The organism is Amycolatopsis sp. 2-15 (assembly GCF_030285625.1).
GTDB classification, from domain to species: domain Bacteria; phylum Actinomycetota; class Actinomycetes; order Mycobacteriales; family Pseudonocardiaceae; genus Amycolatopsis; species Amycolatopsis carbonis.
This window is the reverse complement of the sequence record NZ_CP127294.1, coordinates 2,558,546-2,572,206: the sequence shown is the minus strand read 5'-3', so window position 1 is coordinate 2,572,206 and position 13,661 is coordinate 2,558,546. Positions and strand designations below refer to the sequence as shown.

Annotated in this window: 16 protein-coding genes; 8 read left to right on the top strand and 8 right to left on the bottom strand. The window is 68.7% G+C overall.

Translation table 11 applies throughout. From position 1 onward, the window contains the following. Positions 1 to 160 precede the first annotated feature (160 nt). The 5 genes from QRX50_RS12530 to QRX50_RS12510 all read left to right on the top strand — a co-directional run bounded on the left by QRX50_RS12530 (position 161) and on the right by QRX50_RS12510 (position 4,062). Positions 161 to 670, top strand: a complete 510-nt coding sequence (locus tag QRX50_RS12530; RefSeq protein WP_285972109.1) for a hypothetical protein — start codon at positions 161 to 163, stop codon at positions 668 to 670. Beyond that, the gene (locus QRX50_RS12525; RefSeq protein WP_285972108.1) at positions 667 to 1,212 is read left to right on the top strand and encodes a DUF3558 family protein; all 546 of its coding nucleotides are present in this window, start codon (positions 667 to 669) and stop codon (positions 1,210 to 1,212) included. Before QRX50_RS12530 ends, QRX50_RS12525 begins: the two co-directional genes overlap by 4 nt. Positions 1,213 to 1,223: 11 nt before the next feature. Next, positions 1,224 to 2,675, top strand: a complete 1,452-nt coding sequence (locus tag QRX50_RS12520) for a hypothetical protein (protein ID WP_285972107.1) — start codon at positions 1,224 to 1,226, stop codon at positions 2,673 to 2,675. 248 nt (positions 2,676 to 2,923) lie between these two features. Further along, complete coding sequence (locus tag QRX50_RS12515) at positions 2,924 to 3,688, top strand: PhzF family phenazine biosynthesis protein (RefSeq protein ID WP_285972106.1); 765 nt, start codon at positions 2,924 to 2,926, stop codon at positions 3,686 to 3,688. Then, positions 3,688 to 4,062 carry a YccF domain-containing protein gene (locus QRX50_RS12510; RefSeq protein ID WP_285972105.1) on the top strand — a complete coding sequence of 125 codons (375 nt, stop codon included), beginning with the start codon at positions 3,688 to 3,690 and terminating at the stop codon, positions 4,060 to 4,062. Before QRX50_RS12515 ends, QRX50_RS12510 begins: the two co-directional genes overlap by 1 nt. Here QRX50_RS12510 and QRX50_RS12505 read toward each other — a convergent pair. From QRX50_RS12505 to QRX50_RS12480, 6 genes are all read right to left on the bottom strand, one after another. Next, positions 4,059 to 4,853: a metallophosphoesterase family protein gene (locus QRX50_RS12505; RefSeq protein WP_285972104.1), complete on the bottom strand. Its 795-nt coding sequence runs from the start codon at positions 4,851 to 4,853 to the stop codon at positions 4,059 to 4,061. The two genes, QRX50_RS12510 and QRX50_RS12505, sit on opposite strands and share 4 nt — an antisense overlap. Positions 4,854 to 4,890: 37 nt before the next feature. Then, positions 4,891 to 5,685 (bottom strand): HAD-IIA family hydrolase, encoded by a 795-nt coding sequence (locus QRX50_RS12500; RefSeq protein WP_285972103.1) that lies wholly within the window; start codon positions 5,683 to 5,685, stop codon positions 4,891 to 4,893. A 108-nt stretch (positions 5,686 to 5,793) separates the two neighbouring features. Then, positions 5,794 to 6,870, bottom strand: a complete 1,077-nt coding sequence (locus tag QRX50_RS12495; RefSeq protein WP_285972102.1) for a sulfate/molybdate ABC transporter ATP-binding protein — start codon at positions 6,868 to 6,870, stop codon at positions 5,794 to 5,796. Further along, entirely contained in the window at positions 6,867 to 7,667 is an 801-nt protein-coding gene (locus QRX50_RS12490) for an ABC transporter permease (RefSeq protein WP_285972101.1), read from the bottom strand. The genes QRX50_RS12495 and QRX50_RS12490 overlap by 4 nt, the downstream gene beginning before the upstream one ends. A 22-nt stretch (positions 7,668 to 7,689) precedes the next feature. Next, a complete protein-coding gene (gene modA / locus QRX50_RS12485; protein WP_285972100.1) occupies positions 7,690 to 8,496 on the bottom strand; it encodes a molybdate ABC transporter substrate-binding protein in 807 nt (268 codons plus the stop codon). Then, the gene (locus tag QRX50_RS12480) at positions 8,493 to 8,897 is read right to left on the bottom strand and encodes a TOBE domain-containing protein (RefSeq protein ID WP_220244619.1); all 405 of its coding nucleotides are present in this window, start codon (positions 8,895 to 8,897) and stop codon (positions 8,493 to 8,495) included. Before QRX50_RS12480 ends, modA begins: the two co-directional genes overlap by 4 nt. A gap of 428 nt (positions 8,898 to 9,325) precedes the next feature. Here QRX50_RS12480 and moaA point away from each other — a divergent pair, with 428 nt between their 5' ends. The 3 genes from moaA (at position 9,326) to QRX50_RS12465 (ending at position 11,994) form a co-directional block, all read left to right on the top strand. After that, a complete protein-coding gene (gene moaA, locus QRX50_RS12475; RefSeq protein WP_285972099.1) occupies positions 9,326 to 10,399 on the top strand; it encodes a GTP 3',8-cyclase MoaA in 1,074 nt (357 codons plus the stop codon). Between the two features lie 25 nt (positions 10,400 to 10,424). Beyond that, positions 10,425 to 10,676: a MoaD/ThiS family protein gene (locus QRX50_RS12470; RefSeq protein ID WP_285972098.1), complete on the top strand. Its 252-nt coding sequence runs from the start codon at positions 10,425 to 10,427 to the stop codon at positions 10,674 to 10,676. Positions 10,677 to 11,343: 667 nt separating this feature from the next. Continuing rightward, on the top strand, positions 11,344 to 11,994 hold the full coding sequence (locus tag QRX50_RS12465) for a LysM peptidoglycan-binding domain-containing protein (RefSeq protein WP_285972097.1): 651 nt from the start codon (positions 11,344 to 11,346) through the stop codon (positions 11,992 to 11,994). A 141-nt stretch (positions 11,995 to 12,135) separates the two neighbouring features. Here QRX50_RS12465 and QRX50_RS12460 read toward each other — a convergent pair whose 3' ends face one another. Together QRX50_RS12460 and moaC are read right to left on the bottom strand one after the other, a co-directional pair. Further along, positions 12,136 to 13,167 (bottom strand): molybdenum cofactor biosynthesis protein MoaE, encoded by a 1,032-nt coding sequence (locus QRX50_RS12460; RefSeq protein WP_285972096.1) that lies wholly within the window; start codon positions 13,165 to 13,167, stop codon positions 12,136 to 12,138. Further along, positions 13,164 to 13,637: a cyclic pyranopterin monophosphate synthase MoaC gene (gene moaC, locus QRX50_RS12455; RefSeq protein WP_220244624.1), complete on the bottom strand. Its 474-nt coding sequence runs from the start codon at positions 13,635 to 13,637 to the stop codon at positions 13,164 to 13,166. Before moaC ends, QRX50_RS12460 begins: the two co-directional genes overlap by 4 nt. Positions 13,638 to 13,661: the final 24 nt, after the last annotated feature.

Genomic DNA, 13,661 nt, shown 5'->3' with positions numbered 1-13,661 from the left:
CGAAGTCCTCCGCCTGCGAATACTCCTTGTCGAGAACTCGATGCGCGGTCGCCCGGGTACGTCGTCACGACGCATCCGGAACCGCTGACAAGGCCTGATCGTCACTAGTAGAGTGCAAGTGGGCCACGCTGGGTGGTCACTGGCCGTCAGGGAGGGCAGGGTGTCAGAAGCGCACTTCGGGCCACGAGGCTCCGCGGTACCGTCGACGCCAACGCCGCCGCCCTCGGGCGATGCCGGCAAATCCCTGCTGCCCGATGCTCTCTCCGCGCCGCTCGACGCCGCGGGAGCCAAGCAGGTCAGCGAAGCTGGCGCGCGGCTGAAGGAGCTCGCGAGCAGCGGCGGATTCGCCGTGAACGAAGAGGGCTTTCAGGCATATCTCAAAGCCTGCAACTTCTTCTTGAGCGGCTTCACCGCCATGCGGAGGGACGTCGACCTCCTGAGCCAAGGGGCCCTTATGGGTTCCAGCGACTACGCCAAGAGCATCGCCGCATACAACGTCACCGTTGCCTCCGGCGACCATGAGGCCCTGATTCCGATCCTGGACAAAATGCTTGATGGAATCACCCAGGCCCGCGATGCGATAACGATCGCCCGCGACAACTACCGTGAGTCCGACGAAGAAAGCAAAGTCCCGTTCTCGAAGCTCAACAAGGAAACTGATTCCCGGTGAAGTGGCGATATCTGAAGCGCGTGATCGTGGCAGCAGCGGTGAGCCTATCGGTGGCAGCGTGCACGGGAAATGTCGACGGTAGCGCCAAGCCGGATCCGGCACCTTCGCCCTCGTCCGCGGCGAACACGTCGAACCCATTGAGTGGTATCGCACCTTGCACGACCCTGGACCAGGTGGTTTCGGGCCAAGGGTTCAGTCCCGCGGTTCCGACCGTTGCGGATTCCGAACACAGCTGTCGGGTGCACAAGGATGTCCAAGGCGCCACACCGGCTCTCGACATCAGCCTGTCTTTGCACGACGGACAGAACTACAAGGCGAACATCCGGAATCCGAGCCAAGCGAGTTCCGGATCGGTGGGCCCCCGGGCGGCGATCGAAGAAGCAGAGCCGCTGAACGTCAAGGGTGACTGCGACGTGTCACTGGAGGTCAAGCCCAACTCGAAGGCCACCGTAGGCGTGTCCACCGATACCACTGACAACGCGTGCAAGACGGCCGAGAGCCTGGCCGAGAAGCTCGAACCATTGCTTCCCAAGAACACCTGAGGGGCCACGTCATGAGCGAGTCACACCGGGCGCAGCACCAGCAGTCTGCAGGCGACTTCTACGCGCAGACTCAGCTGAAGCTGCAAAGGAACGCGGCGCGATTCGGCTCAGAAGATCGTGCCAATGCCGAAAAGGGCATCACCGCCGAGACCGAGAAGGAAGCTTCCTCGTACTCGGTCACACAAGGTGACCAGCTACTCCAAGGACAAGTCACCCGGAGCGGCGCCCCTGCTCCCGGCCAGAACTACGCAGCGCAGTCGCATGAAGACCTGTACAACATGGTGCACGTCGGTCTCGACTTCAGAGAGATCAACGAGCGCAGCACAGTGGCCAACGTCTACGGCAACTGGCTGGCCGACGCGTCCAACGCTTTCCGTGATGCCGCGAGCACCGCTGGAGCGTCGTGGCAAGGCGCCGCCGCCTCGCAGGCGAATTCGTTCTTCCAGAACACAGCCAGCCACACTGAGCAAACCGGCAACGCGATGCAGCTCATTTCGAACCGGTACTCACAGCAGTCCGCGGCAGCGGACTACGCGCAGAAGAACATGCCGGAGCCCACCGGGTTCAATCAGCAGGCCGAGATGGACAAGGCGACGAAGCAGTTGTCCGGCGGGGACCCGGCAGCCGCGGCACAGACAATGACCGCCTTGGCCGCCAAACAGCAGCAAGCCGACGCCGCACACCAGCAGGCCGTGCAGGTGATGGAGGGGCTGGACAACACCTACCACGAAACGGCCACAACCCAGCCGACGTTTGCGCCTCCGCCGGCGCCCGGTGGCTCCGACGACAGCACCCGAGCCAGCAGCGCCCAGCCCGGCGCCGGCCTCGGGGCCCACGCAGGTGCACTGAACAGCGGCAGTGGCGGCTTCGGCGCACCCGGCGGTGGGGCACCCGGCGGTGGCACCGGTGGGCCGGCCGGCTTCAGCGGCAACGCCTACGCGCCGCCCGGTGCAGGCTCCAGCACTGGTGCCGGGGCCTTCGGTGGGCCCGGCGGTACGGGCGGCGGAGGCTTTCGGCCGCCCGCCGGTGGCGGCGGCTTCGGACGACTGTCCCCGGATGCGTTGGCGTTCGGCGGCGGCCCGGGCGGCGCCGGGGGTGCCGGCGAGGAGACCCTCCGCGGCGGACGAGCCGGCGGCGGGACCGGGCGGACCGGCGGCGGGTTCGCCGGTAGCCGCGTGTCCGGTGGCGGCGCGACGGCGAAGCCCGGCGAAGGCCCAGGCTCCGGCAAGGGCGCCGGCGAGCGGCTGGAGCGCGGAGCGACCGCGGCGGCCAACGCGGGCAAAGCCGGGAAGGCCGGCGCGGGCGGAGCGGCCGGCGCGGCGGGGGCCGGCAAGAAGAAGGAAGACGACAAGGAGCACAAGAACAAGCTCCCCAACCAGGAAGACCCCGACGAGGTGTTCGAGGTCCGCCCCGAACGCGGACCCGACGGGGAGAAGATCACGCCCCCGGTCATCGGTGGGTGAGTAGAGGCTGACGGAGCGCGGCGCCGCCTGTGGGGTGGCGCCGCGTTGTGTTTGACCGAGGGCCAAGCCGAACATCGACGTCGGACGTCGAGAACCCACAGGCCAGGCCGGCCGCAAAAAGAACCCCGCGCCAGGTCGAAGGAATGACAGGCGCGCAACAAGACCATCCAGGTCGACAAAGCGACACCCACAAAACCCAGGGTAAAACCCTGACACCCCCACCCACCCACGCCGGTACCGTCGACCCCATGCGGTTCTACGTGGTCGATGCGTTCACCGGGGAGGCGTTCGCCGGGAATCCGGCCGGGGTGGTGGTGTTGGAGGGGCCCGCGGAGGATGGGTGGATGCAGCGGGTGGCGGCCGAGATCGGGCATTCCGAAACCGCGTTCGTCACCGCCAGCGAGACCAGCACACAACTGCGCTGGTTCACCCCCGCCACCGAGGTGGACCTGTGCGGCCATGCGACCATCGCGGCGACCCAGGTGCTCGGGGGGACCCAGAAGTACGAGACCCGCAGCGGCATCCTCACCTGTACCAAGCACGAAGACGGCTGGATCGAGATGGACTTCCCCGCCGATGAGCCGCGGGAAACCCAAGAGGACGTCAGCCACATCCTCCCCGACACAACAGGCAAACCCCTCTACGTCGGGCGGGCCAAGGAAAACCTGTTAGTCGAGCTCGAGACGCCGGAGCAGGTCGCCGAAGCCACGCCGAACCTCGCGCGGCTGAAAGACACCTGGACCGGCCGGATGATCGTCACCGCACAAGGCAACACCACGGCAGACTTCGTCAGCCGCTTCTTCGGCCCCGGCGTCGGCGTGGACGAGGATCCCGTCACGGGGTCCGCCCACTGCGCCCTGGCGCCGTACTGGGGTAAGAAGCTCGGCAAAAGGAAGCTGCAAGCCCACCAGATCTCCCAGCGTGGCGGGATCGTGAGAACCGAACTCGACAACGACCGCGTCCGTATCAGTGGGCAGGCGGTCACCGTGGTGAGTGGGGAGCTGCACGTCTGATGCGCCTGCTGCTGAACATCATCTGGCTCGTGCTCTGCGGATTCTGGATGGCCTTGGGCTACGTCCTCGCGGGCATCGTGTGCTGCATCCTCATCATCACCATCCCGTTCGGGCTGGCGTCGTTCCGGATCGCGAACTACGCGTTGTGGCCGTTCGGCCGGACGGTGGTCGATCGGCGCGACGCGGGTGTCGGGTCGGTGCTGGGCAACATCATCTGGTTCATCTTCGCCGGGCTGTGGCTGGCGATCGGCCACGTGGTCACCGGCATCGCGTTGTGCATCACGATCATCGGGATCCCGCTGGGGATCGCGAACTTCAAGCTGATCCCCGTGTCGCTCATGCCGCTGGGCAAGGAGATCGTCGACGTCCCCTAGGGCTCAGGCGTGAAAGGCAACGGCACCACGAGGCACGGGCCACCCACGAACAAGCCGCCGTCGATGCCCAGGGCCTTGCCGCCGGCGTAGAGGTACGGGCCCTCTATCTGCGCCGGGTGGATACCCAGTTGGTCGGCGATCACACTGTGGCCGTGGACGATCCGCGAACCGCCGAGAGCCGCCATCAACGCGTCCGCGTTCTCCTCGCCGGCCGGGCCGCGGAAGGCGTAACGCGTGGTCATCCGGCGCCAGACTTCCCACCACGCCTCGATGTCGCTGCCGGTCAGGATTTCCCCCACCGACGCGTTGATCGAGGCGATGTCCGAGCCCCAGTCGAGGTACTCGAGCGTGTCCGAATGCATCAGCAGGTGGTCGTCCACCAGCGCCACCAACGGGCGCGCCGAAAGCCACTCGATGTGTTCCGGCGTCAGGCGGTCCTGATCGGACAGCAGGCCGCCGTTGATCTCCCAGCTGCGCGCGAAGCTGCGCGGCCCGAAGTCCGACGGCACCTGGCGGTCGCCGAAGTGGTACATCCCCAGGAGCAGGATCTCGTGGTTCCCCAGCAGCATCTGCACGGAGCCGCCCGCCTCCGGCGCCTGTTCCTGCAGCGAACGCACGAAGTCGATCACGCCGACGCCGTCGGGACCGCGGTCCACGAAGTCACCGAGGAACCACAGCTGGTCTTCGGCGCCGCTCCACTTGCCGTCGCTGTCGACCAGTCCCTCGGCGCGCAGTGCGTCGGCCAGGGCGTCGCGGTGCCCGTGGACGTCGCCCACCACATACACGCTCATCGTTCGACGATAGGCCCTGCTCCGGCGCGCGCGCCGGTCAGCCTTCGCCGAACGGGTCCAGGGTTCGCCCGATCAGGTCCGCGACCGAGTCGATCACCATCGTCGGCCGATACGGATAGCGTTCGGCCGACTCCTGGCTGGATATCCCGGTGAGCACGAGGATCGTCTGCAGCCCCGCTTCGAGGCCCGCGTGCACGTCGGTGTCCATGCGGTCGCCGATCATCAGCGTCGACTCCGAGTGCGCGCCGAGACGCCGCAACGCCGAGCGCATCATCAGCGGGTTCGGCTTGCCCACGTAGTACGGCGAACGCCCGGTCGCGCGCTCGATCAGCGCCGCGACGGACCCCGTGGCCGGCAGCGACCCCTCCATGCTGGGGCCGGTCGCGTCCGGGTTGGTCGCGATGAACTTCGCGCCGCGCTCGATCAGGCGGATGGCGTTGGTGATGGAGCTGAAGCTGTACGTGCGGGTCTCGCCCAGCACCACGTAGTCCGGGTCGCGTTCGGTGAGCACGTAACCGACCTCGTGCAACGCGGTGGTCAGCCCGGCCTCGCCGATCACGAACGCCGTACCACCCGGGCGCTGCGACTCGAGGAACTGCGCCGTGGCCAGCGCCGAGGTCCAGATCGACTCCTCCGGCACGTCGAGCCCGGTGCGCAGCAACCGCGCCCGCAGGTCACGCGGGGTGTAGATGGAGTTGTTCGTGAGCACCAGGAAGCCGATGCCGTTGTCCCGCAGCTCGCCGAGGAACTCGTCCGCGCGCGGCACAAGGTGCTCCTCGCGAACCAGGACGCCGTCCATGTCGCTCAGGTACGTCCAGCGGCCTTCTGTCACCCTCGCCGTCCTCTGTTCTGCGGTACTTGATCGAAACAGGCGCACAGTACCACGGCACCCCGGCAGGTTGCGCCCGAAACGGAAGATTTCCGTTGGGGCACAACGCAGTCAGGCTTGCGTGGGGTGCACCGCCACTGTCGCGGCCTTCACCGACAGCGTCACAGCCGAACCCGGCTCCAGCTCCAGGTCGGCGACCGCCGCCGGCGTGAGGTCCGCGGTCAGGCCCTCGGCCCAGCCGCCGCCGGTCACGCGGACCCGGATCACGGGCCCGTGCGGTTCCAGGGCCGCGACCGTGGCCTCGGCGGTGTTGCGCGGGCTGCCGTGGTGCTCACCGTCGTGCGGGTACACGGCCACCGCGCTGGGCTCGAACACGGCGACCGCGGCCTCCCCCACCACGGCGTCCTCGGACAGCAGCCCCGACACGAGGTCACCCGACTTCGTCCGCAGCCCCTCGGCCTCCGCGACGCCCGCAACCAGGTTGAGCCCCGCGATCCGGGCGGTGAACGCGGTGCGCGGCGCGGCCAGTACCTCCCGCGTCGGCCCGCGTTCGACGATCCGGCCGCCCGACATCACGGCCACGTGGTCGGCGAGCGCGAGCGCGTCGAGCGGGTCGTGCGTGACCAGTACCGTCGTCGGGCCGCCGCGCAGCACCCGCCGCAGCAGGCCGCGGATCGCGGGCGCCGCGTCCACGTCGAGAGCGGCGAACGGTTCGTCGAGCAGCAGCAACGACGGCGTCGAGGCCAGCGCCCGCGCGATCGCCACCCGCTGCTGCTGGCCGCCCGAGAGCTGGCCGGGCCGCCGGCGCGCGAACGCCGACGCGTCCACCTCCGCCAGCCACTTCTCCGCCACTTCCCGCGACTTCGCCTTCCCCGCACCGGCGGAACGCGGCGCGAAGGCGACATTGTCCAAAGCGGACAGATGCGGGAACAACAATGCGTCCTGCGACAGCAACCCGACCCCACGCGCGTGCGGCGGCAAGTCCACCTTTTCACCCGCCAGCACGCGGCCGGACAACGTGATGTCGGCCGACGTCACGGGCACGAGCCCGGCCAGGCCACCGAGCACAGTGGACTTGCCGGAGCCGTTCGGCCCGAGCAGTGCGAGCACCGTTCCCTCGGGGACGGTGAACTCGACGTCGAGGGAGAACGTGCCGCGCGAGAGTGCGATCCGGGCCGAGAGCGTCACCGGAAACCACCTTCGAACGACCGCGGCCGCGCCACCGCGATGACCACGATCGCCACCACGATCAGCAGCAACGCGAGCGCCACCGCGCTGTCGACGTCCACCTCGGCCTGTGTGTAGACCTCCAGCGGCAACGTCCGCGTGACCCCTTCGAGCGAACCGGCGAACGTGATGGTCGCGCCGAACTCCCCCAGCGCGCGGGCGAAGCTGAGCACCACGCCGGAGCCGAGCGCCGGCAGCAGCAACGGCAGCGTCACGCGGCGGAACACCGTCCACGGCCGCGCGCCGAGGGTCGAAGCCACCTGTTCGTAACGGTCGCCGGAGCCGCGCAGCGCGCCTTCGAGGCTCACGACCAGGAACGGCATGGCCACGAACGTCTGCGCGATCACCACTGCCGCGGTCGTGAACGGGACCTGCTGCCCGGTGAGCGCGTTGATCAGGATGCCGAGGAAACCCTTGCGCCCCAGCAGGTACAGCAGGGCGAGGCCGCCGACCACGGGCGGGAGCACCAGCGGCAGCAGCACGATCGAGCGCAGCAGCCGCGTGCCGCGCACGCGCGAGCGGGCCAGCACCACGGCCAGCGGCACGCCGAGGATCACGCACGCCACCGTGGACAGCAGAGCCGTGATCAGCGACAGCTTCAGCGCGGCCAGCGACGACTCGGAGATCAGGAGAGACGGGAACCGGGCGACGTCCGAGCGCACGAGCAGCCCGACGACGGGCAGCACCACGAGCGCGAGCGCCACCACGGCGGGGATCCAGAGAACAAGGGGAACCCGCGAGTGCGGCGGCCGGGCCACGGCCGCCGCACCGCGTTGCCCCTTACTGAGCCGGGCCAAACCCGATCTTGGTCAGCTCGGCCTTGCCCTGCGCGCCGAGCACGAAGTCGTTGAACTCCTTGGCCAGAGCGGCCTGCGGAGCGTCCTTCACGACGGCGATCGGGTAGTTGTTGATCGCGCCGGAAGACTCCGGGAAGTCCACCTTGTCGACCTTGTCCGCGGCCGACGTGGCGTCGGTGACGTAGACCAGGCCCGCGTCGGCGTCACCCGACTGCACCTTCGCCAGCACCTGCTTGACGTCGGTCTCCTCGCTGGCCGGCTTCAGCGTGACGTGGGTGTTGTCCTCGACCTTCTTGGTCGCCGAGCCGCACGGCACCTGCTGCGCGCAGACGACCACGGTCAGGCCGGCCTTGTTCAGGTCGGCGAAGGTCTTGATGCCCTTGGGGTTGCCCTTCGCCACGGCGATCGCCAGCTTGTTGGTGGCGAACACCGTCGGCTGCCCGTCGATCACACCGCCCTGCACGGCCTTGTCCATGTTGGCCTGGTCGGCGGAGGCGAACACGTCGGCCTTGGCCCCGTTGTCCAGTTTCTGCACGAGCGCCGACGAGCCCTCGTAGTCGAACTTGACGGTGACACCCGGGTGCGCGGCCTCGAACTCCTTGCCGAGCTCGTTGAACGACTCGGTGAGCGATGCGGCGGCGAACACCGTCAACGTGCCCGTTGCGCTCGAACCGGCGGGCGAGGGCACCGCCGGGCCGCCCGAGCTCGGGCTGGTGCTGGCCTCGTCGTTCGCGCTGCACGCACCGGCCAACAACGCGACCGCCGCGACGGCGATAGCGAGCTTCTTCATCTGTTTCCTTCCGGGGTCTCCACCACGACGGTGGTCGCCTTGACAACGGCCACCGCGAGCACACCCGGGCGCAGCCCGAGCTCGCGGACGGCTTCTGAACTCATCAGTGACACCACTCGGTGCGCCCCGCACTGCAGCTCGACCTGGGCCATCACCTTGTCGGCGGTGACCTCGGTGACGAGTCCCACGAAGCGGTTGCGGGCGGAGCGGCCGACTGCCGACGGGTCCTCGGGACCGGCGGCCTGCGCGCGGGCGAACCCCGCCAGCTGGGCACCGTCGACGACCTTCCGGCCGGCGGCGTCGTCCGTCGCGGTCAACTGACCGCCGCGGACCCAGCGCCGGACGGTGTCGTCACTGACGCCGAGGAGCCGGGCGGCCTCGGACAACCGAAATTGCGGCATGGCCGGAAGATTATCGCCGCAGTTGAGGAAAAGCTATGTGAAACGTGAATTGTCGAGCAGTTCGTTGTGTGACTCTTCGAGTATTGCGTTCTGATAACGCTCGGGGTGTTGGCCGGACGGTCTCCGGCGGCTGGCCCCGTTGTCGATCGAGCCGGCCGATGACCCGCGTCACAGCCGGTGTGGACGGTCGGATCCGCACCGCGATCCACGTCCCCGCCTGGGGTTTCCGCCTCCTGTCCTGCGAGGTCGGGGGCGGTGCGGTCGATTCCGGACAGCCGCGGTGGCGCCGGCACGCGAGCGGCGTGGCCGACTGCGTGAGCAGACGGTCACAGCGAGGTCACCGAAAGCTCGTGAGACATCGTTCATCGGCCTGCCCGCTGATAAGGACGAGTCGGCTTTTCAGAGCTCCGCGAGTTAAGCTGTGAGTAATGACAGCAGTACATCTCGGGTTTCCTCGCGTCCCCGGTACACGAGGTTCGTCCGGCGTGCCCTCGGCACCCCGCCCCGATCATCCGGGCTTGCTCGACCAGTTCGGCCGCGTGGCCACGGATCTGAGGGTTTCGCTCACGGACCGCTGCAACCTGCGCTGCACGTACTGCATGCCCGCCGAAGGCCTCGACTGGATGCCCGGCGAGCAGGTGCTCAGCGACGACGAGCTGGTGCGGCTCATGCGCATCGCCGTCGAGACGCTGGGGGTCACCGACATCCGGTTGACCGGCGGAGAGCCGCTGCTGCGTCCGGGCCTGGAGGACATCGTGGCTCGCGTCACGGCACTCGAGCCGCGGCCGCGGGTTTCCATGACCACCAACGGGATCGGCCTCGCGAAGCGGGCGAAAGGCCTTGCCGAGGCCGGCCTGGACCGGATCAACGTGTCGCTCGACACCGTTGACCGCGCCCTGTTCGAGCAGATCACCCGCCGCGACCGGCTCCCCCACGTGCTGGCGGGTCTCGCCGCCGCGCGCGACGCGGGGCTGGCGCCGGTGAAGGTCAACTCCGTGCTGATGCGCGGGATCAACGAGCACGAGGCCGTGCCGCTGCTGCGGTTCTGCCTCGAAGAGGGCTACCACCTGCGGTTCATCGAGCAGATGCCGCTCGACGCGCAGCACGGCTGGAACCGCGGCGAGATGATCACCGCCGAGGAGATCCTGTCGATGCTGGGCGAGGAGTTCTCGCTGTCGCCGTTCCCGGCCGCCCGCGGCGGCGCACCGGCCGAGCGGTGGCTGGTCGACGGCGGACCCGGCGACGTGGGCGTGATCGCGTCGGTGACCAGGCCGTTCTGCGCCGCGTGCGAGCGCACCCGCCTCACGGCTGACGGGGCGGTGCGCTCCTGTCTCTTCTCCAACGACGAGACGGACCTACGCGCCCTCGTGCGCGCGGGCGCGCGTGATGAAGAGGTGGCGGACGCGTGGCGGGCCACGATGTGGGGCAAGCTCGCGGGCCACGAGATCAATGAAGCCGGGTTCGCGCAGCCGATCCGGCCCATGAGTGCGATCGGCGGATGACATGTCACCCCAGTCCCTGGAACCGATGACCGTGCTGGTCCGCTACTTCGCCTCCGCCCGCGCGGCGGCGGGAGTGGAAGAGGAGAAGCTGAAGCTTCCCGAAGGCTCGACCGTCGCAGACGCGGTTCGCCTGGTGCGCGAGCTGCATCCGGGGCCGCTGCCGCGCATCCTCGACGCGGCGAGCTTCCTGCTGAACGAGGTTGCCGTCCGTAATCAGGATCGCGCCCTCAGTGACGGAGCGCAACTCGACGTGCTCCCGCCCTTCGCCGGCGGCTGACCCTCGCGAGACCCCGTCAGACCCGGCTCAGGGGCTCACTGGGCCCCCGAACCCTCCTGTCCGGCCGGTTGGTCCGGACCACGCCGAACGGCGCTCAAGGCGCCGTGAGCGGCCATTCTTGTCAATACCTACTCTCCGAAGTAGTTCGCTCACGGCGTATTCCCGGGCACCCACAGAACCACTCGGCGGGCACTGGCGGACTTCGCACTGAGTGGTTTAAGGTGCCCGACTCAATGGCTGCACGAATGGACCGTTGACGCCTTATTGACGTGATCCAAGCCTCACGATCCGTGAAATATCTCAGGCAGAAAACGGGCAGATAACGGCCCTCTGACCTGCGCAAACATGCCGATCGTGAGAGGTTGCTTGCTGTTACTGTGACGTAGGTCACATGCCGAATAATTTCCGATCACGGCTCTCGTTACGTACCGTCGCTTTTCGGTTGGCCCCGACCGACCGAGCAAGACCGGGAATCCGTAGCGCCTAGCCCTGTCCAGCGGATACCCGGACCCATACCCCGAGCGAAAGCATTTCCGGACAGGGACGAGGGGACGAAGACCGCGCGTCGTGCGCTGTCCGCGTCTGCCGCCCGGCAACGGGCGGACGGGCTCCCAACCCGGCCCTCAGCCTTCGGGCTCGTAGGCGCAGGAAGCCGAGAAGTATTCTCATGTCTTACCGAGGCAAGCACCGCAAGATGTCCGCCGCCACCCGCACCATCGCCCGCGTCGCTGTCGCGGGTATCGCGGTCGGCGCGCCCATCGCGATCGCCGCGACCCCCGCGTCGGCGACCAACTGGGACGCTGTCGCGCAGTGTGAGAGCAGCGGCAACTGGAACACCAACACCGGCAACGGCTACTACGGCGGCCTGCAGTTCACGCAGAGCACCTGGAAGGCCTACGGCGGCACCGGCAGCGCGGCGAACGCTTCCCGTGAGCAGCAGATCGCCGTGGCCGAGCGCGTTCTCGCGGGCCAGGGCGGCGGCGCGTGGCCGAACTGCTACGGCAGGGGTGCCGGCGGCTCGACCGCGGCGCACAAGTCGACCAAGTCGACGAAGTCGACCTCGAAGTCGACCACCAAGAAGTCGACCCCGAAGAAGAGCACGAGCAGCGCCCCCAAGAAGGTCGCCAGCACCCCGGTGACCGGCGTGCCGAGCTCGAACCCGAACGGTGACTACACCGTCGTGTCCGGCGACAGCCTGTCGAAGATCGCCAAGCAGCTCGACGTTCAGGGTGGCTTCCAGAAGCTGCAGGACCTGAACAAGGGCTACATCCCGAACGCCGACCTGATCCTCGTCGGTCAGAAGATCGCCACCAAGTGACTCCTGACCTCTCCGTGAGGTCGTGAAGTAGTCCCTTCAGGGCGCAGCGTTCGATTGGCTGTGATCCGGCGAAAGGGCCCCACCGCGAATTTCCCCCGGCGGTGGGGCCCTTCGTCGGGTCTGGTGAACGGCCCCGGCGGATCAGGGTGAGTTGACCCATTCGTCGGAGCCGTCGGTGAAGTGCTGGTGCTTCCAGATCGGGAGCCGGGCCTTCACCTCGTCGACGAGTTCCGCGCAGGCCGCGAAGGCCTGGCCGCGGTGCTCGGCGGCGACGGCGCACGCCAGCGCCACGTCGCCGATGGCGAGCGGGCCGACGCGGTGGCTCACGGCCACGGCGCGGACGCCCGTCCAACCGGCGGCGAGCTCGGTGACGACCTGGGCGAGCACGTCGCCCGCGGTGGGGTGGCCTTCGTAGGTGAGGTCGCGCACGCCCTTGCCGCCGTCGTGGTCGCGCACGACCCCGCCGAAGGTGACGACGGCGCCGGCCGCGTCGTCTTCCACGAGGCGGGCGTGCTCGTCGACCGACAGCAGCTGGTCGCTGACCTCCGCGCGGAGGATGCGGACTCGAGGTGTGCTCGGGGTCTTGGCTTCGAGCGGATCCGCGGGCAGCGAGTCCGCGGCGAGTGCGCCGGCGACGGACGCGGAGTTCTCAGTGGACTCCGCGGCTTGGTCGGCCTTGGCCAGATCTTCCGCGGCAGGCCGCGGGTGGTCACCACCGGCGAGCTGGTCCACGGCGTGGTCCAGGATCGCCTCCAGCACGCCCAGGCCGTCCTTCACGCCGCCGCGCGAGCCGGGCAGGTTGACGACGAGCGTGCGGCCCGCGACACCCGCGAGGCCGCGCGACAGCACGGCCGTCGGCACGTGCGGCAGGCCCGCGGAGCGGATCGCGTCCGCGACGCCCGGAAGTTCGTAGTCCAGCACTTCGCGCGTGACGTCCGGAGTGCGGTCCGTCGGCGAAATGCCCGTGCCGCCCGTGGTCAGGACCACGGCGACGCCCTCGGAAACCGCCGCGCGCAACGCGATCCCCACCGGTTCGCCGTCCTCGACGACCACCGGGTCGGGTACCGCGTAACCGCGCCCGGCGAGCCACTCCACGAGCACCGGGCCGGTTTTGTCCTCGTAGACGCCCTTCGCGGCGCGATTGGACGCCACGATCACCCGTGCCTCGCTCATGACTGCCGCTCCCACGTACCGGTCTTGCCGCCGTCCTTGCGGATCAGGCGGACGTTGTCGAGCGTCGCGGCCGGATCCACGGCCTTGATCATGTCGTGCAGCGTGAGCCCCGCGACCGCGACGGCGGTGAGGGCCTCCATCTCGACGCCGGTGACGTCGGTGGTCTTCGCCGTCGCGCTGATGTGGACGGCGCTCCCGTCCAGTTCGAACTCCACCTTCACGCCGGACAACGCGATCTGGTGGCACAACGGGATCAGCTCCGGCACGCGCTTGGCGCCCATGATGCCGGCGATCCGGGCCGTCGCCAGTGCGTCGCCCTTCGGCAACCCGTTGGCGGACAACAGATCCACCACCTCGGCGGTGGTGTGCACCGTGCCGCCGGCGAGCGCCGTGCGCGCGGTCGCCGTCTTGCCGGAGACGTCGACCATCCGCGCGGCGCCGGTTTCGTCGACGTGGCTGAGTTCACTCACCCCAGGAGGCTATGCCAGCGGTGT

Excerpts from the sequence above, each read along its gene's own strand:
- QRX50_RS12520 (WP_285972107.1), top strand. The coding sequence starts at position 1,224 with ATGAGCGAGTCACACCGGGCGCAGCACCAGCAGTCTGCAGGCGACTTC.
- QRX50_RS12515 (WP_285972106.1), top strand. The coding sequence starts at position 2,924 with ATGCGGTTCTACGTGGTCGATGCGTTCACCGGGGAGGCGTTCGCCGGG.
- QRX50_RS12510 (WP_285972105.1), top strand. The coding sequence starts at position 3,688 with ATGCGCCTGCTGCTGAACATCATCTGGCTCGTGCTCTGCGGATTCTGG.
- QRX50_RS12505 (WP_285972104.1), bottom strand. The coding sequence starts at position 4,853 with ATGAGCGTGTATGTGGTGGGCGACGTCCACGGGCACCGCGACGCCCTG.
- modA (WP_285972100.1), bottom strand. The coding sequence starts at position 8,496 with ATGAAGAAGCTCGCTATCGCCGTCGCGGCGGTCGCGTTGTTGGCCGGT.
- QRX50_RS12480 (WP_220244619.1), bottom strand. The coding sequence starts at position 8,897 with ATGCCGCAATTTCGGTTGTCCGAGGCCGCCCGGCTCCTCGGCGTCAGT.
- moaA (WP_285972099.1), top strand. The coding sequence starts at position 9,326 with ATGACAGCAGTACATCTCGGGTTTCCTCGCGTCCCCGGTACACGAGGT.
- QRX50_RS12470 (WP_285972098.1), top strand. The coding sequence starts at position 10,425 with ATGACCGTGCTGGTCCGCTACTTCGCCTCCGCCCGCGCGGCGGCGGGA.
- QRX50_RS12465 (WP_285972097.1), top strand. The coding sequence starts at position 11,344 with ATGTCTTACCGAGGCAAGCACCGCAAGATGTCCGCCGCCACCCGCACC.
- QRX50_RS12460 (WP_285972096.1), bottom strand. The coding sequence starts at position 13,167 with ATGAGCGAGGCACGGGTGATCGTGGCGTCCAATCGCGCCGCGAAGGGC.